A 16,982-nucleotide genomic window follows, 5' to 3' on the forward strand; every position below is an offset into this window, starting at 1 on the left:
GTGGCAGCCAATTACCACTTAATGGCTAACTATAGGGAGTCCATCATGGCTACATTCAAGTTCTATATTCCTGCAATCAACCTGATGGGTGCCGGCTGCCTGCAAGAGGCTGCCGCCGATATCAAGGGTTACGGCTACCGCAAGGCGCTGATCGTCACCGACAAAATTCTCAACCAGATCGGCGTGGTCGCCAAGCTCACCACCCTGCTGGCTGAACATGGCATTGAAAGCGCAGTTTTCGATGAGACCAAACCCAACCCCACCACCAGCAACGTCGAAGCGGGTCTGGCAATGATCAAGGCCAACGGCTGCGACTGCGTCATCTCGCTGGGTGGCGGCTCGCCCCACGACTGTGCCAAGGGCATCGCGCTGGTGGCCGCCAACGGTGGCAACATCAAGGATTACGAAGGGGTGGATCGCTCCGCCAAGCCGCAACTGCCGCTTATCGCCATCAACACCACCGCCGGTACCGCCTCCGAGATGACCCGCTTCTGCATCATCACCGACGAAGCGCGCCACGTGAAAATGGCCATCATCGACAAGCACGTTACTCCGCTGATGTCGGTCAACGATCCCGAACTGATGTTGGCCAAGCCGGCCGGTCTGACCGCCGCCACCGGTATGGATGCCCTGACCCATGCCATCGAGGCCTATGTCTCCACCATCGCCACCCCGGTGACCGATGCCAGCGCCGTGATGGCCATCGAGCTGATCGCCAAGCACCTGCGCACCGCCGTCAACCACGGCGATGACCTGCATGCCCGCGAGCAGATGGCCTATGCCCAGTTCCTGGCCGGCATGGCCTTCAACAACGCAAGCCTGGGCTACGTGCACGCCATGGCCCACCAGCTGGGCGGCTTCTATGACCTGCCCCATGGCGTCTGCAACGCCGTGCTGCTGCCCCACGTTCAGGCGTTCAACGCCCAGGTGAGCGCAGCTCGTCTGAAGGATGTGGCCCGCTACATGGGTGTTGACGTGAGCGCCATGAGCGACGAGCAGGGCGCTGCCGCGGCCATTGCCGCCATCAAGCAGCTGGCGCTGGATGTGAAGATCCCCGCCGGTCTGGAGCAGCTCGGCGTCAAGGCCGATGACTTCGATACCCTGGCCAGCAACGCCCTGAAAGATGCCTGCGGCTTCACCAACCCGAAACAGGCGAGCCACGAAGAGATCGTCGCCATCTTCCGCGCCGCCATGTAACGGCTGCCGGATTGCCAGAAAGGGTCGCAGTGCGGCCCTTTTTATTGGCTGATGGATCAATGGCTTTTTACTTCCGTGGAGGGAGTCGGTATGATTTGCCGAGCCAAAAAAGACTGTATGGATGATCTGAACTCGTTATGCGGATGAAACACCTGATTGCCGCGGCCCTGACCGCCCTCACCCTCTCCGGTTGCAGCCTGGTCTATCGTATCGATATTCCCCAAGGCAACTATGTGGAACAAAAACAGGTCGACAAACTGCGCCAGGGGATGACCCGCGAGCAGGTCAGCTATGTACTGGGGACCCCCATGCTGCGTGACGGCTTTGACCCCAACACCTGGTACTACCTCTATGAATTCCAGCCGGGCCACGGCGACAAGGAGCGCAAAGAGCTCACCGTCACCTTCGCCAACGACAGGCTCACCACGGTAACGGGTGATTTCCCGCTGCCAGCGGCATTCCACACCCCGCTCTGATATCTCGCAAAACCGGCCTCGCGCCGGTTTTGTTTTATCCCCCGGCAAACAAGTGCAGATTGCAGAGAGCAGCCATTTGCCCGATGCTGACACTTCCTACCGGAGCGACACAGGAAGAGAATCATGAGCCGGATCCTGATTGCCGGAGCCAGCGGCCTGATTGGCCGCGAGCTGATCAAACAGTTGCCCGCCGAACACGAGCTGACCCTGCTCTGTCGCAAGCCGGGCAAGGAGGCGCACCACTGGCTGCCGGTCGATTTTGATGATCTGGCCAGCGTCACCCTGCCCCGACCGGTGGATATCGCCTTCTGCGCCCTCGGCACCACCCGCAAGGAGGCCGGTTCAGCCGAGGCGTTTCGCCGGGTCGATCTCGACTATGTGATCGCCTTTGCCGAACTGGCCCGCCGCCACGGCTGTCAGCGCCTTATCGTGGTCTCGAGCATGGGGGCCAGTGCCCGCTCACCGGCCCTCTATCCACGTACCAAGGGGGAGATGGAACAGGCCCTGCAGGCCCAATCCTGGCCGCGGCTCGCCATCGTGCGCCCCGCCATGCTACTGGGGGATAGGCAACCGCCGCGCCGCTCGGAGCAGATCTTTCAGACCATCTACCCGCTGTTTCGGCCGCTGCTGGTTGGCAAGCTCGCCCGCTGGCGCGCCATCGAGGCCAGTCAGGTGGCCCACGCCATGATTACCCTCTCCCGGCAACCCGCCGGAAGCGAGATTGTCGAGAACGAGCAGCTGCTGCACCTCTGAACGAGTCATCCCGACCACTCATCAACAAAAAGGGCAAGCCGATCGGCTTGCCCTTTTGATGCCGGCCTGTCTGATATCGACTCAAGGCCCGTCAGCTCTAGATCCCACAGCCGTTAACCGCGAATATGGTCGATAAAGGCGTCGATCTGCTCGCGGGTGCAGGCCGGATTCATAAAGACCGCCTTCTCCCCGGCGATGTAGGAGTATTTGCCGCGGGCGTCATAGTCGGAGTGGGCCACCGCCTCCACCCAGTTGGTGTAGAGCCCCACCTTGCCGCGCCCCTTGAACAGGCTGCGGTGATAGTCGGTATTGCGCTGCAGCCGCGCCTTGTAGGCAGGATCGCTGGAGCGGGCCAGCTCGAAGGCGAACTCGGCCTCCGGATCGCTCACCCACTCGGGGTTGTAGATCTTGAAGCCGACGCTCGGCCCCTGATTCTCCTGCGCCACCAGCTTGACGTTGCCAAGCTGACTCAGGCGATAGCGGAAGTAGTTGGCATTTTGCAGGCAGTGGGCCAGCACGATGCGATACCCCTCCACTCCCATGTAGTTGAGCGCCGCATAGGCACCGAACAGGCCGCTCGCGCCGCGGGAGCACTCGATGGTGGATTGCAGGTGGGTCTGACCCTGAATGTCCCGCTCGAAGTAGGAGAAGTTCTCCGGGTCGTTCTCCATCGCCTTGAGGTCATCCTGCTCCTTGATCATCACCAGACTGGAGGTGTAGGGCACATAGCCCCACTTCTGGAAGTCGACGGTAAAGGAGTCGGCATATTTGAGCTCGGCAAAGCGTGCCACGTTGCGTTCGATCCCGGCCAGGGTCGCGGCATTGATGCCAAGCGGGTTGGCGGCAAAGTCGTAATCGAGGAAGAAGATCATCGACCAGCCGATGGCGGCATCGACGTGGATATGTGGTTTGACCGCCACCTCGAACTGCTCGCAGAGGCGATTGCGCAGCTCGAACACGGGTTTCACCTGATCCACCCCGAAGGTGTCGGTGGTACCCATGGTGAGCATGATGGCGGGCACCACGTGTTTCAGGGCAAAACAGGCGGTCAGGGTGCGTTCGAGGTGGTCGAGATCGATGTCGTTGTTCTCGCCGACCTGAATGCGGATGGTCTTGTTCTCGATGTCGACCCCGAGCAGGGAGAGGTTGGTGATGTTGGAGTAGTGACCGCCCTGGGAGTTGATGATGCGGTAATCCTGATAGTGGCCAAGTCCCTTGTGCTTGGCTTCCGGCAAGCTTTTGCGAATGCCAAGCAGATAGCCGTAGAGGTTACAAAAGGTCCCCCCCTGGGTGAAGATGCCGGTGGCGCGAGCCGGGTCATAACCCGCCAGCAGCGCAATCTGGCGCACCACCTTCTTCTCCAGCTCCTCAGCCACTCCGGCATATTCGGAGTAAACCAGATTGGGGTTGGCCAGAATACCCATCTGGGCGCCATAGATAGCGGGATCCGCCGACATGGTGATGACATTCTCGACGCTGGAGGGGTTCTCCCAATCCTTCGACAGCGCGGCGGCAAACAGCAGCTCGGCCATCGGCTCGCCCGGAGTGCGCATGGTGGCGGGCACCGGCATGGTCTCGCAGAGATCGGCCAGGCGGGCGCGGCCATCTGGCCAGGCATTCAAACGGGCATCGGGAGCCAGGCCACGGGCCCGAAATTCATTGAGGGAGGCGAATCCGGGCTCGCGAAACACCGGCCAGAGATCGGGATTACGTGAGAAAAAATTGGCTTTAACGCTGGCAAACCGGTTGGCAAACAGGGGGGAGACGGCGTTGACGCCTTGGTCTTGAAGGTAAACTAAGTCACTCATTTTTATACCATTAGTACAGCAAATGTGCGGCCCTTATACTCCCGGGTCTGGTGCATCAACAGAGACAATAACTAATGGTCTGCCATACTTTTTGTTATGTTTTAGCCATGGCAAGGGGCAGAAAAAAGGCGCTTTTTATGCGCCTCTTTATATTTCGTGATCCCGATCACTTCAGCAGTTGTGCCTTCAGCGCAGCGCCGCCAGCAGCCAGTCGGCAAACTCGCTCAACGCCTCGCGACTGGCCGGGAACTCCCCCTGCCACCCTTGCAAACAGCTGGCGATCGCATCAGAGCGATAGGGACAACTCACCAGCAGTTGGGCCAGCCGATCGAAGGGTGCCGGATCCAGGGTGTCACTGAAAATCTGCGCCCGCACTATGCTCCCCTTCTCCACATCAAAATGCAGCTCCACCCCGCCCCAGCCAAAGCGCTCTTCCAGCAGATGAGTGAAGGCGGGCGCGTGGCCAAAGTTCCACTCCCAGCTGCGCTGGCGAGCGAAGGTCTCGGCAAAACCGGGCAGATCGGGCATCTGCTCCGGGGAGATGTGCTCGGGCTGCACCCGCTCGCCATAGTGTTCAAAAAAGGCGGCAGCCAGCGCGTCGCTCACCTGATGGTGGTCAATCCCCGGCAGCAGTTCGCACAGATTGGCCACCCGACCGCGTACCGAGCTGATCCCCTTGGCCGCCAGCTTCTTGGGGTCGGGGTTGAGGTAGTTGGCGAGTCGACCGAGATCAGCGTCCAGTAGCAGGGTGCCGTGGTGAAACCCGCGATCCTGGGTCTCCCTGTAAGCCGACCCCGATACCTTGCGCTCCCCGTCCGGGGTCGCCACCAGCAGGTCGTTGCGACCGGAGGCAAAGGCCTCAATCCCCAGTCGCTTGAGCCCGTCCAGCACGATAGCGGTGGAGACGCTCTTGTCATACTCCGGCTTGCCCGCCATGAAGGTGAAGCAACTGTTGCCAAGGTCGTGAAACACGGCGCCACCACCGCTGCTGCGGCGAGCCAGCGTCACCCCGTCCTCTTCCATGCGGCGGGTATTGCACTCCTTCCACGGGTTCTGGGCACGGCCAATCACCACGGTATTGGCGTTGCGCCAGAGGAACAGCACCCGTTGACGGGGATCCATCTGGCGGAAGATGCACTCCTCGACAGCGAGGTTGAAGAGGGGGTCGTGAGAATCGGAGACAAGCAGACGCAAGCGGGACATGAAACAGCCTTATCCGGAACAGGGGGGAACATCATAACACCAGAGCTCGCCAACCGGGCGACGAGGCTGATTTAACCATCAACAAACAACCGGAATACATATTTCCCTCATGTAGAAAACATCGCAGAAGTATCGCGTGATATGACGACACAGGCTGACGCTTTCCCGACAAAAAGCGGCAATTTAAACGAAGATTAGGAGGAAAAAACGGCATGATAATGGCTAAAATGCAGCCATTTTCGCAAGCCATATGACTCCGGGACGGGGCAGGCAAGTTGTGAAAACAGAGTTCGCAGGCAATTAGTGTGATGAAAAACACAAAAACAAATTCTTATACCGCTACTGCCCTGCTCCGCTAGCCTTTTTCCCCTATTGCAGGTTACAAAAAATTGTTTGACTCTAGCTCTGATACCGCCTCCCGAGAGACACCCTGTATGACGGAGCTCGAACCCTCCCCACGCTGTACGCTCTGGTTCCTGCCCATGCTGGCCAGCTGGATGTTCTCTGCGCTTGCAAGCGTGCCGCTGAAGGCCGAAGAGCAAGTCACACTCCAGCTCTCTTGGCAGCATCAGTTCCAGTTTGCCGGTTACTACGCCGCCATCGCCAAGGGCTACTACCGAGAAGCCGGGCTCAACGTCACCCTGCGCGAAGCCACGCCCCGCACCGATGTGGTCAACGCAGTGACCAGTGGTCAGGCGCAGTTTGGCATCAGCGGCAGTGACTTGCTGCTGGCCCGCGCCGCCGGCAAGCCGGTGGTGGTGCTGGCAGCCATGTTGCAGCACTCTCCCCTGCTGCTGCTGACGCTCGATCGCCCCGATATCCGCAATGCCGCCGATCTCGCCGGCAAGCGGCTGATGCTGGAACCCGGCTCCGGCGAGCTGCTCACCTATCTCAGCAAACATATTCCCGCCCGGACGTGGCAGGTCCTCCCCTACGACAACGGCGTCGAGGCGCTGCTCTCAGGCAAGGTGGATGCCATCAGTGCCTATAGCACCACGGAGCCCTTCTACCTGCAGCAAAAGGAGATCCCCTATCGGGTCTTCAGTCCCCGCAGCGCCAACAACGACTTTTACGCCGACAACCTCTTTACCTCCGAACGGGAGCTGGCGACCCGCCCCGGCCGGGTCTTTGCCTTTCGTCAGGCGAGCCTGCGCGGCTGGCGCTATGCCATGGATAATCCGGAGGAGATGATCGACTGGATCATGGAGCACTACCCTAGCGGGGCTGGACGGGAGCAACTCACCTTTGAAGCGCGCGAGACCCGCTCGCTGATGCAGCCCGACTTTGTCGAGCCGGGATACATGCAGCCGGAGCGCTGGCAGCAGATCGCCAATATCTATCGGGAGGCGGGCCTGCTCGCCTCCGACATCAGCCTCGATCGCTTTCTCTACAATCCGGCCCAGGAGCGGCTGCGCCAGCAGCGGCAGCTGCTCGACAAGAGCGTGGCCATCGCCATGCTGATCACCTTTACCCTGTTGATCCTGCTCGGCATCTTCCTCCACCTCTACCTGCGTCTGCGTCAGGAGTCGCGCGACCGCCAGCGCCTCACCCGCGAGCTGGCCCAGAGCGAGCAGCACTACCGCTTCGTGGCGGAGAACAGCGCCGACGTGATCTGGACCATGGATACCGCCAGCCTGCGCTTTCGCTACATCAGCCCAGCCATCCAGCCGCTGAGCGGTTACAACGCGAGCGAGCTGTTCGCCCTGCCGTTCAAGAAGCTGCTGCCCGATGCCGCACGCATAAAACTCAAGGAGGAGATCACCGCCACCCTCGCCGCCTGGTATCGCGGTGAACATGAGCAGACCCGCAGCGTCATTCGCACCGATCTGCGCCACAAGGATGGCCATCTGGTCGCCACCGAGACCATCACCACCCTGCATGGCAACGAGCAGGGGGAACCGGAGGCCATTCTGGGGGTAACCCGCGACATCACCGAGCGGGCGGCCCGCGAGGAGATGATGCGCCGCCTCGCCTTCTACGATCCCCTGACCGGTCTACCCAACCGCCGCCTGCTGCAGCAACGGCTGAAAGAGGCGCTGGAGCACAACGCCGACCAGCCATTGGCACTGATGTTCATCGATCTCGATCACTTCAAGCCGATCAACGACACTTTCGGCCACGAGACCGGCGATGTGCTGCTCAATATGGTGGCCAAACGGATGCGTTACTGCGTGCGGGAGCATGATCTGGTGGCACGCCTTGGCGGCGATGAATTTGTTATCCTGCTGCCCGACACCAGCGACGAGGCGCTGACCATCGCCGACCACCTCCATCACAGCCTGCGCCATCCCTTCAGGATGAACGACGAGCAGGAGCTGCGCATCTCCAGCAGTATCGGGATTGCTCTCTATCCGGAGCACGGCGAGGATGCCAAAACCCTGATGCACCACGCGGACCAGGCTATGTATCAGGCGAAAAACCGCGGCCGTGGCCGGGTCTGCCTCTATACCGCCGGGCTCGACCCCGCGCAGGGCTCGCTGGTGTGGCAAGGCAGCCACGAGTGCGGCCATCCCCGCATTGATGCCGAACATCGCCAGCTCTTTGTGCTCACCAACCGGCTGCTGGAGCGGATGAAGGATCACGAGGCTCATCCCGCCCTCTATCTGGAGAGTCTGGAGAACCTGTTCGAGATGGCGCACCACCACTTCACCTTCGAGGAGAGCCTGCTGGCCGAGCTCGATTACGCCGAGCTAGAAACCCACCGTCAGGACCATCAGCAACTGCTGCAAAAAGCGGCACAGCTGATGAACGCCGCCCGCGCAGGCACCCTCGGCAACGACGAACTGCTCAACTTCATCATTCAGGAGCTGGTCGTCGGCCATATGAGTCAGGCTGACCGGCGCTACTTTCCACTGCTGAAGGGACGCTGACTCAGCGCCCCGGCCACCTGAACGTGTGAAACGAGAAGGGCCACCCAGGTGGCCCTTCTGTCATTGTGCGCCCGGCTCGTCTGCCGTGCTCACTACTCCACGGCGCGACATCAGGCTATAGTAGAGCAGCGGGATCACCACCAGAGTGAGCAAGGTGGAGACCAGGATCCCGAAAATCAGGCTGATGGCCAGTCCGTTGAAGATGGGATCATCGAGGATAAACAGAGCCCCGATCATCGCCGCCAGCGCCGTCAGCATGATGGGTTTGGCCCGCACCTGCGCCGCTTCGATCACCGCCTGCTCGAACGCCATGCCACTCGCCCGCTGCTGCTCGATAAAGTCCACAAGCAGGATGCTGTTGCGCACGATGATCCCGGCCAGCGCAATCATCCCGATCATCGAGGTGGCGGTAAACTGGGCCCCCAGCAGGGCGTGGCCCGGCATCACCCCGATGAGGGTGAGCGGAATGGGGGCCATGATGATGAACGGCACCAGATAGGAGCGGAACTGGGCCACCACCAGCAGGTAGATGAGGATCATCCCCACCCCGTAGGCTAACCCCATGTCGCGGAAGGTCTCGTAGGTGATCTTCCACTCACCGTCCCACAACAGCGCCACCTCTCCCAACTTGTCGGGCTGCTGCACGTAATATTGGGGCTGGTCGATGTCGGCACCGGCGGCAAACATGCCGTAGAGCGGACTGTCGGTATGGCCGCCCATGTCGGCCACCACCATCACCATGGGCTGCATGTTCTTGTGCATGATATAGCCGGGGGCCACCTCATCACGGCGACTCACCAGCTCGGAGACCCGCACCAGCTGGCCGCTCTGGCTGCGCACCTTGAGGGCCAGCACACCCGCCAGATCCCGTTTGTCACCGGGAGCCAGCTCGATGCGGATCGGCACCGGATACTTGGCGCCGTGCCCCTGCAGCCAGCTGGCATCCTGATAACCCACCCCGCCATTGAGGGTGTTCACCAGATCCCCGAGATCGACCCCGAGCAGGGCCGCCTTGCTGCGATCCACCACCAGCCGCCACTTGGGCTGCGGGTCGGTCAGATAGATATCCACATCCACCAGATCCGCGGTGGCTACAAAGCGGGCCTGTACGGCGCGAGCGGCTGCCTCACGGGCGGCCTGAGTCGGGCCATAAATTTCGGCAACGATGGGTGACCAGACCGGCGGGCCGGGCGGCACCTCTACCACCTTGAGATTGCCCCCCACCGCGCTGGCGATGGCCTGCAGCGGTGCCCGCACCGATTGTGCGATCTGGTGACTGCTGCGATAGCGATCATGCTTGTCCACCAGATTGACCTGAATATCCCCCACGTTGGCACCGCTGCGGATAAAGTAGTGGCGCACCAGCCCGTTGAAGTTGATGGGGGCCGCGGTACCGGCGTAGATCTGGTAATCCTTCACCTCGGGCACCCTGGCGAGCTCCCGCCCGACCGCCAGCAGAGTGCGCTCGGTCTGCTCCAGAGTCGCCCCCTCCGGCATGTCGAGTACCAGCTGGAATTCCGACTTGTTGTCGAAGGGGAGCATCTTGAGCACGACCCACTGCACCATGGGCATGGCGGCGGCGCCCGCCACCAGCAGCAGGATGACCAGCCAGAGTTTGTGTCTCGCTCTCCTGGCGCCAGCGCCAATCAGGAAAGGGGTCATCAACCGCTGGAAGAGGCCGGCCTTGGCCTCGCCGTCGGTACCGTGCACCGAATCCTTGAGCAAATGGCTCGCCAGCCAGGGGGAGAAGATAAAGGCCACCAGCAGGGAGATGAGCATCCCCATGCTGGCATTGATGGGGATGGGGCTCATGTAGGGGCCCATCAGGCCGCTGACAAAGGCCATCGGCAGCAGGGCCGCGATCACGGTCAGGGTCGCCAGTATGGTCGGTCCCCCCACCTCGTCCACCGCCCCCGGAATAAGCTCCTTGAGCGACCCCTTACCCAAACCGCGATGGCGGTGGATGTTCTCCACCACCACGATGGCGTCATCCACCAGAATGCCGATGGAGAAGATCAGCGCAAACAGCGATACCCGGTTGAGGGTAAAGCCCCATGCCCAAGAGGCGAACAGGGTCAGTGCCAGGGTGATGACGATGGCAACGCCTACCACCAGCGCCTCGCGCCAGCCCATGCTCACCAGCACCAGCAGCACCACCGCCGTGGTGGCAAAAATCAGCTTGCCGATCAGGGTGTTGGATTTTGTCTCGGCGGTGACGCCGTAGTCACGGGTCACCGTCACCTCGACCCCGGCAGGGATAAGCCGATTCTTGAGACTCTCCACCCGCGCCTCCACCCGCTTGGCCACCTCGACCGCGTTCTGGCCCGGCTGCTTGCCAATGGCCAGGGTCACCGCCGGATAACTGACCAGCCCCTGCCCCATCCAGCTGCGCTTGGTCGGGGTCTCCTGACCCAGAGAGACCTTGGCCACATCCCCCAGATAGACCGGCTTGCCGTCGTGCAGCCCCACCACCAGCTCGCTGGCCTCCTGCTCGCTTTGCAGGAACTGCCCCACCTGCACCTTGATCTCCCGGTTATCTTGCTCGATGGCCTGTGTCGGGCCCACCTGATTGGCGGCCGCCAGCCGCTGGTTCAGCTCGCCCCAGCTGATGCCGTGGGCGCTGAGGGCCGCCGGATCCGGCATCACCCGCAACACGGCACTCTGGCTGCCCAGCGTGTAGATATTGCGGGTACCGGGAATGCGCTTGAGTTCGGTTTCCAGCTCATGGGCGACCCGGGTCAGCTCGGGAGCCCCCAGTTGCTTGCCCCCCTCTTTGCTCCATAAGGTCAAACTGACGATGGGGACATCGTCGATCCCCCGGGGTTTCACCAGCGGCTGGCCGACCCCGATCCCCTGTGGCAACCAGTCACGGTGGGAGTCGAGCTGGTTGTTGAGATCGACGATGGCCTGCTCGCGGCTTACCCCTACCTTGAACACCACCACCAGCAGGGCGCCATCGGGTTGGGAAAAAGAGTAGAGGGTATCAATTCCCTTTATCTGGGAGACCACCTGCTCGGCAGGGGTAGTGACGAGAGACTCCACCTCTGCCGGAGTGGCTCCCGGGAAAGGGATATAAACATCGGCGAAGGTGACATCAATCTGCGGCTCCTCCTCCTTGGGGGTCACCAGCACAGCAAACAGGCCGAGCAACAGCCCCACTAGCGCCAGCAGCGGGGTGATGGCCGAGCCCTGAAACAGCGCCGCCAGCCGACCGGCAGGCCCCATCCTCTCCTTGCTGCCGTTCAGCTCGCTACTCATGGGCCACCTCCTGCTGCTGCGCCCAGCCATCGGGGGCCAGCTTGTCACCGGCTTGCAGCCCGGCCAGGATCTCGCACTGCCCTTCAAAGCAATGGCCTACCCGCACCGGCGTCAGTGCCCAGCCAGCGGGCTGCTGCAGATAGACGCCGTTGAACTCCCCTTGCCGCAGCAGAGCGCGATCCGGTACTTGCAGCACCTGACGTTCACCCTGTTTGAGCTGCACCTTGAGCCACATGCCGGGCAATACCCCGGTGGTTTGCGGCGGCAAGTCGAGGCGCAACCTGAAGGTATGGCTCTGGCTGTCGGCATAGTTGAAGCGGGTTAATTTGATCGGGGTAACAGGCTTGCCATCGGGCAGCAGCACCTGCACATCCGCTGGCTGACTGGCGAGGGCGAGCGCAGATTGGGGCAGATCTACCTCCACCCGCAGCGCATCAAGGGAGAAGCCGGAGAGCAGCGGGGTGCCGGGGGCAACTGTCTCCCCCAGCTCCACCAACCGCTTGGTCACCACCCCGGCGTAGGGGGCCAGAATGCGGGTATAGCCGTAGGCCTCGCGGGCCTGAGTGAGGGCCGCATCGGCCGCATTGACCTCGGCGCGGGCGGCGCGATCAGTCGCCTGGGCACTGTCGAGCTGGGCGCGGGTGATCACCCCTTTGGTAATCAGCGCCTGAAAACGGGCAAGCTGGCGCTCTGCCTCCACCTGCTGGGCCTTGGCTCTGGCCAGTCGCGCCTCGGCCCCCGTGACGGCGGCAAACTGCTCCTTGCCGCTGATCTCGAGCAGCGGCTGTCCCGCCTGCACCTGATCGTTCACATCCACCAGCATGCGGGAGACCCGGCCGCTGGTCTGGGCCGCCACCGTCCCCTGATTGATGGCACTGACAGTGCCATCCAGCGTCAGCCAGTCGGTCACCTGACGGGGAACCAGAGTCACGGTGGCATCACCATTCGCCTCGGCAGACCATGTCATCGGAGAGACAAGAGCGGAGGTCACGGCCAGCATGGCGGCACCCAGCAAGCGGATCTGTTCCATGATATTTCTCCTTCCCCGACACCAGGGGCAATCCATTCAGGCAGAGCGGGGGTGGCAGCGCTTCTCCCGCACCTTTACCAAGACCCGATCAACAAGCAAAATCCCGGCCACCATGGCCGCTATAAACAACATTATCATGGGCTGCCCGCTGGAAATGAGACTCAGAGCAGGCCCCGGGCAGATGCCCACCAATCCCCAGCCGATGCCAAACAGCGCCGCCCCGCCGATCAGCCGGCGATCCAGCCTGGGGGCCGGTACGGCAGCGATGGGCTCCCCCAGCACACTCTGGCGACGGGGTTTCACCAGCAGAAAGTAACCCGGCATAAAGACCAGCAGGGCGCCCCCCATCACAAAGGCGAGGCTGGGATCCCAGGCCCCGGCCAGATCGAGAAAACCGGTGACCCGGGCGGGATCCATCATGCCGGAGATGGCCATCCCCAGTCCGAACAACACACCCGCAAACAAACTTGTCAGCAACTTCATGGCAATCAGCCCCTTACAGCAGATGATGAGTGACGAAGACGGTGATAAAGCCAGCCGCCATAAAGGTGAGGGTGGCGACGATGGAGCGCAGGGAGAGCCGCCCCATGCCACAGATGCCGTGGCCGCTGGTGCAGCCATTGCCAAGACGGGTACCGATGCCGACCAGCAGACCGGCCAGCAGCACTACAAGCCAGCCGGGCAAGGTGGTGAATGCGGGCATGGTGGCCCAACCCAGAGTCAGCGCCAACCAGGCGCCCGCCCCGAGCCCCAGCAGAAACAGCACCCGCCACGGTGCACGGTGTTGCAGCGCACCGGCCAGAATGCCGCTGATCCCGGCCACCCTGCCGTTGAACAACATCAGGATCAGGGCCGACAGCCCCGCCAGCATGCCACCGCCCAAAGAGAGCAGCCATTGGCTTTCCATCATCAAGATTCCTTATTTTCTGAGCGACAAAAATGGGTTTGCAACGCCCCCAGCACATCGGCGGCCGCCTCGCTCACCAGCGAGTAGTAGATCTGCTGGGAGACCTTGCGCGAACGGATCAAGCCGTAGCGCTTCAACACCGACAATTGCTGGGAGAAGGCCGACTGCCCCAGCTGGCTGTGGGCCAGCAACTCCCCGACTCCCTTCTCCCCCTCCACCAGCTGGCAGAGCACCATCAGGCGTTCAGGGTGAGCCAACGCCTTGAGCAGGGAGGCGGCGGCTGTCGCATGTCTGTTCATCTCGTCGAATTGGCTCATAGAAGTAAATTAGCAATTGCTGATATTTGTTCTATTGTATAAAACAACACTAAATTAGCAACATCTAAAATAGATAGGGAGAAAGGTTATGACAGTAGATAACGGAGTCAGAATCGTCGCGGGTTGCATGTTGCTGCTTTCGCTGATCCTTACCGCCTGGGTACATCCGGGCTTTGTCTGGTTGAGCGCCTTTGTCGGGGTCAACCTGATCCAGAGCGCCTTCACCGGTTTCTGCCCGGCAGCCATCATCCTGAGGCGACTTGGGTTTAAGTAAGCGGCTTGGGCGAAGTAGGGGTATTCCGCCCCTGCAAGCTCCAGCGCAAGATCTGGCCAGCAGCATAAAGGCGGCTCGACAACCGCAAACGGCCGTCAAGCGGTCGCGGCGAAGTGAGAGCTCAAATTTGTTTCAGGATGTTTCCGCCACTGGCTCGGGGTTTACCCTCTGCGTCAGCTCGGCTATCATTCGAGCCTCTTATCAATAGCGGAGACCATCAGTGGGCAACTCATCAAGTGACAGTTGTAGACCGGCCCTGTCAGCCGGTACCAAGGTCGCGAGCTAGCCGCAGGTCTTTCTCTGCCGCATGCTCGCAGCCCTGCGAGAAGCGGAAATCCACTCCCCTCTTCTCTTTTTACACTTGACGTCTGGCGACCATTGGCCAAAAGCCGTGGCCGTCATGCCTGCATAGTTTCTGCTTCCCACAAGGAGGCTGCTATGCGTTTTGTATCAACCAAGTCCGTTGCCAACCCGATGATGGCAACACAGGCTCATCCCCTGCTGAGCAAGCTGGGTCGTGGCTGGCTGCCACTCTGGCTGCGCGGCAAACAGCGCCAGCACCACTACCGGCTGCAGATCCGCTGCGAGGATCGCGCCGATATGGAGCAGGTGCTGGAGATGGTGAACCACACGCTGCAACCCGCCGGCCTGCAACCCATGCAGTCGATGCGGCCGGGACGCAGCGGGGGCCGGGAGCTGGTGCTCAATGTGCACTGCACACCGCCCCAGCGCCGCTATCTGGTGCAGTTTGTCCATCAGGTGGGCGTTGCACATCCGGTGCGCTGGGAGTTGCGGCCACGCAGTGATGGCAATCCCCAGCTCAACTGAGCCAACCCGTTAACCTCGGGGCTTGCCAGCCCCGTTCAATCCGAGTGAAAAAGTGCCTGCTTCTCCGTGCAAACGGGAGAGGCAGGCCCATTTGACGTGCGTGCTCATCCCCTTTGTGATGGCTTTCACCACGCGCGTCCACTCATCTGCCCGGGTTATGCCAGCACCATCTGACAGCCCGCTCATCCCGAAGGCCATCGGCAACCAAGAAGGAACAGGCCATGAAAATGTGGCAACAACTTGATCTGATCTCCCTGATCGATACCCTCGCCAGCCTGCTGCTGGCATTCGTACTGGGGGCGCTGGTCGGGCTGGAGCGTCAGTACCGCCAGCGTACCGCCGGCCTGCGTACCAACGTGCTGGTCGCCGTGGGCGCCGCGCTGTTTGTCAATCTGGCCCAGCGTATCTATGACCTCCATGGCGGCAGCTACAGCGTAGTGCACGTGGTGGCCTATATCGTCTCCGGCATCGGCTTTCTCGGCGCCGGTGTCATCATGCGCGAGTCGGGCAATATCCGCGGCATCAACACCGCCGCCACCCTCTGGGGGGTGGCCGCCGTCGGTGCCGCCTGTGGTGCCGGTCTCGCCATAGAAGCGATTCTGGGCGCCCTGTTCGTGCTCGCCGCCAATACCCTGCTGCGGCCGCTGGTCAATCAGATCAACCGGCGTCCGGTAGATAATCTCGACACCGAGGTGACCTACAAGGTGACGGCGCTCACTCCGCGCGAGCACCAGAAAGAGGTGCTGCACTGGCTCGAAGAGATGCTGGAGCAGGCCAACTACCCCCTGAGCGAGCTCGACATCGAGCCCTTTGGCGAACGGGATCTGGAGATCTCGGCGGTGCTGCTCGCCACCTCTATCGATGGCGACGAGCTCGACGCACTGATGGGCAAACTGGGTATTCATCCCCATATCAAGCAGGTGTTCTGGCGCGCCAGCACCACGGATTGAGTTGTCGATCAGAGTCATGGCTCCATCCACCAACGGCAAAAAGCCCCGCCAGCAATGGCGGGGCTTTCTCATATGGGATGGGCGAAGAGTGGCTAGCGGCGACTGCGCCAGCGCACCTTGGGGGTGATCACCTGGGCGGTCTGTGCGGGAGGACTGCCCGCTATCAGTTGCTGCATCAGCTCGAAAGCGGCGAGGGCCAGCGCCGGACAATCCTGCGCCACCGAGTCGATGCGCATGGGGATGCAGTCGAGCAGGTCGTGATCGTCGAAGGTGCACAGGCGCATGCCTGTTTCCATCAGCCCTGCCTCGTTGAGGTAGCGCAGTACCCCTTCCAGCAGGGTAAAGGAAGCGGTAAAGAGCCCCTTGGGGGGCGCTCCCAGCTCGGCCACCAACTCGGCCATCAGCTGATAACCGGAGCTCGGCTGGTAGTCACGATGGCGCACCCGGGCGGCATCGGCTTCAAAACCGGCGCGATGGAGCCCCAGCTCATAGCCCGCCAGCCGGTGACGGCTGGGGGAGAGGTCCAGCAGGCCGCCGAAGTAGTAGATATCCTCACCGCACTCGCTGGCCATATCCCGCACCAGCTCGGCGGTGGCCTTGCAGGCATCGGAGATCACCATGGGCAGGCGCGACTCGCCAATATGGCGGTCGAGCTGTACCACCGGCAGGCGGTCGTGGATGCGGGCATAGATGTCATCGCTGTGGCCGCTGGAGGCAACAATCAGCCCGTCCACCTGACGGCTGATGAGGTTGTCCACCACCCGCTGCTCAAGGGCGGGATCATCCTCGGAGCAGGCGATCAGCAGCTGGATGCCCGCCTCCCGGCAGTGCGCCTCGAGGGCGCGGGCGATGCGGGCAAAACCGAAATTGGTGAGATCGGGGATCACCAGCCCCCAGGTGTAACTGCGGGTCTCGCGCAGGGAGCGGGCATGAAAGCTCGGCAGGTAGTGACACTCCTCCGCCACCGCCTGAATGCGCTTGCGGGTATCGTCGGCAATGCGGTACTCCGCACTCTTCCCGTTGAGCACCAGACTGGCGGTCGCCTTGGACACCCCCGCCAGTTCGGCGATCTGGGCAATCGTGATCCGTTTCTTCTTCTCCACCTGGCCTC

Annotated in this window: 15 protein-coding genes; 7 read left to right on the plus strand and 8 right to left on the minus strand. The window is 61.8% G+C overall.

Annotation, left to right across the window (positions count from 1 at the left end):
* Positions 1–45 precede the first annotated feature (45 nt).
* From yiaY to AAHA39_RS04235, 3 genes are all read left to right on the plus strand, one after another.
* A complete protein-coding gene (gene yiaY / locus AAHA39_RS04225) occupies positions 46–1,197 on the plus strand; it encodes an L-threonine dehydrogenase (RefSeq protein WP_071911816.1) in 1,152 nt (383 codons plus the stop codon).
* A gap of 137 nt (positions 1,198–1,334) precedes the next feature.
* Positions 1,335–1,673, plus strand: coding sequence for an outer membrane protein assembly factor BamE (bamE, locus tag AAHA39_RS04230; RefSeq protein ID WP_033113504.1), 339 nt, complete (start codon positions 1,335–1,337; stop codon positions 1,671–1,673).
* A gap of 123 nt (positions 1,674–1,796) precedes the next feature.
* The gene (locus AAHA39_RS04235; RefSeq protein WP_320657076.1) at positions 1,797–2,426 is read left to right on the plus strand and encodes an NAD(P)H-binding protein; all 630 of its coding nucleotides are present in this window, start codon (positions 1,797–1,799) and stop codon (positions 2,424–2,426) included.
* A 113-nt stretch (positions 2,427–2,539) separates the two neighbouring features.
* On the opposite strand, the gene AAHA39_RS04240 is transcribed toward AAHA39_RS04235, so the two are convergent.
* Both AAHA39_RS04240 and AAHA39_RS04245 read right to left on the minus strand, forming a co-directional pair.
* The gene (locus AAHA39_RS04240) at positions 2,540–4,234 is read right to left on the minus strand and encodes a pyridoxal phosphate-dependent decarboxylase family protein (protein WP_320657077.1); all 1,695 of its coding nucleotides are present in this window, start codon (positions 4,232–4,234) and stop codon (positions 2,540–2,542) included.
* A gap of 186 nt (positions 4,235–4,420) precedes the next feature.
* Positions 4,421–5,437 carry a lipoate--protein ligase A gene (locus tag AAHA39_RS04245; RefSeq protein ID WP_320657078.1) on the minus strand — a complete coding sequence of 339 codons (1,017 nt, stop codon included), beginning with the start codon at positions 5,435–5,437 and terminating at the stop codon, positions 4,421–4,423.
* Between the two features lie 434 nt (positions 5,438–5,871).
* On the opposite strand from AAHA39_RS04245, the gene AAHA39_RS04250 reads away from it, so the two are divergent.
* The gene (locus tag AAHA39_RS04250; RefSeq protein WP_320657079.1) at positions 5,872–8,307 is read left to right on the plus strand and encodes a diguanylate cyclase domain-containing protein; all 2,436 of its coding nucleotides are present in this window, start codon (positions 5,872–5,874) and stop codon (positions 8,305–8,307) included.
* Between the two features lie 60 nt (positions 8,308–8,367).
* On the opposite strand, the gene AAHA39_RS04255 is transcribed toward AAHA39_RS04250, so the two are convergent.
* Genes AAHA39_RS04255 through AAHA39_RS04275 form a run of 5 tightly spaced genes read right to left on the minus strand, consistent with a single transcriptional unit; the run spans position 8,368 to position 13,819 of the window.
* Entirely contained in the window at positions 8,368–11,565 is a 3,198-nt protein-coding gene (locus tag AAHA39_RS04255; protein WP_320657080.1) for an efflux RND transporter permease subunit, read from the minus strand.
* The gene (locus AAHA39_RS04260; RefSeq protein WP_320657081.1) at positions 11,558–12,595 is read right to left on the minus strand and encodes an efflux RND transporter periplasmic adaptor subunit; all 1,038 of its coding nucleotides are present in this window, start codon (positions 12,593–12,595) and stop codon (positions 11,558–11,560) included. Before AAHA39_RS04260 ends, AAHA39_RS04255 begins: the two co-directional genes overlap by 8 nt.
* 36 nt (positions 12,596–12,631) lie before the next feature.
* Positions 12,632–13,078, minus strand: coding sequence for a YeeE/YedE family protein (locus AAHA39_RS04265; RefSeq protein WP_320657082.1), 447 nt, complete (start codon positions 13,076–13,078; stop codon positions 12,632–12,634).
* A 13-nt stretch (positions 13,079–13,091) separates the two neighbouring features.
* On the minus strand, positions 13,092–13,505 hold the full coding sequence (locus AAHA39_RS04270) for a YeeE/YedE family protein (protein WP_216954248.1): 414 nt from the start codon (positions 13,503–13,505) through the stop codon (positions 13,092–13,094).
* A complete protein-coding gene (locus tag AAHA39_RS04275; protein WP_320657083.1) occupies positions 13,505–13,819 on the minus strand; it encodes an ArsR/SmtB family transcription factor in 315 nt (104 codons plus the stop codon). The genes AAHA39_RS04270 and AAHA39_RS04275 overlap by 1 nt, the downstream gene beginning before the upstream one ends.
* An 88-nt stretch (positions 13,820–13,907) precedes the next feature.
* Here AAHA39_RS04275 and AAHA39_RS04280 point away from each other — a divergent pair, with 88 nt between their 5' ends.
* The 3 genes from AAHA39_RS04280 to AAHA39_RS04290 all read left to right on the plus strand — a co-directional run bounded on the left by AAHA39_RS04280 (position 13,908) and on the right by AAHA39_RS04290 (position 15,871).
* Positions 13,908–14,093, plus strand: coding sequence for a YgaP family membrane protein (locus tag AAHA39_RS04280; protein ID WP_033113494.1), 186 nt, complete (start codon positions 13,908–13,910; stop codon positions 14,091–14,093).
* Between the two features lie 438 nt (positions 14,094–14,531).
* Positions 14,532–14,921 (plus strand): hypothetical protein, encoded by a 390-nt coding sequence (locus tag AAHA39_RS04285; RefSeq protein ID WP_042032493.1) that lies wholly within the window; start codon positions 14,532–14,534, stop codon positions 14,919–14,921.
* 221 nt (positions 14,922–15,142) lie between these two features.
* On the plus strand, positions 15,143–15,871 hold the full coding sequence (locus AAHA39_RS04290; protein ID WP_033113492.1) for an MgtC/SapB family protein: 729 nt from the start codon (positions 15,143–15,145) through the stop codon (positions 15,869–15,871).
* A 92-nt stretch (positions 15,872–15,963) separates the two neighbouring features.
* Here AAHA39_RS04290 and AAHA39_RS04295 read toward each other — a convergent pair whose 3' ends face one another.
* Complete coding sequence (locus tag AAHA39_RS04295) at positions 15,964–16,974, minus strand: substrate-binding domain-containing protein (RefSeq protein ID WP_320657084.1); 1,011 nt, start codon at positions 16,972–16,974, stop codon at positions 15,964–15,966.
* Positions 16,975–16,982: the final 8 nt, after the last annotated feature.

The sequence above is a fragment of the Aeromonas sp. SE22 genome, assembly GCF_038739755.1.
Lineage (GTDB): Bacteria > Pseudomonadota > Gammaproteobacteria > Enterobacterales > Aeromonadaceae > Aeromonas > Aeromonas jandaei.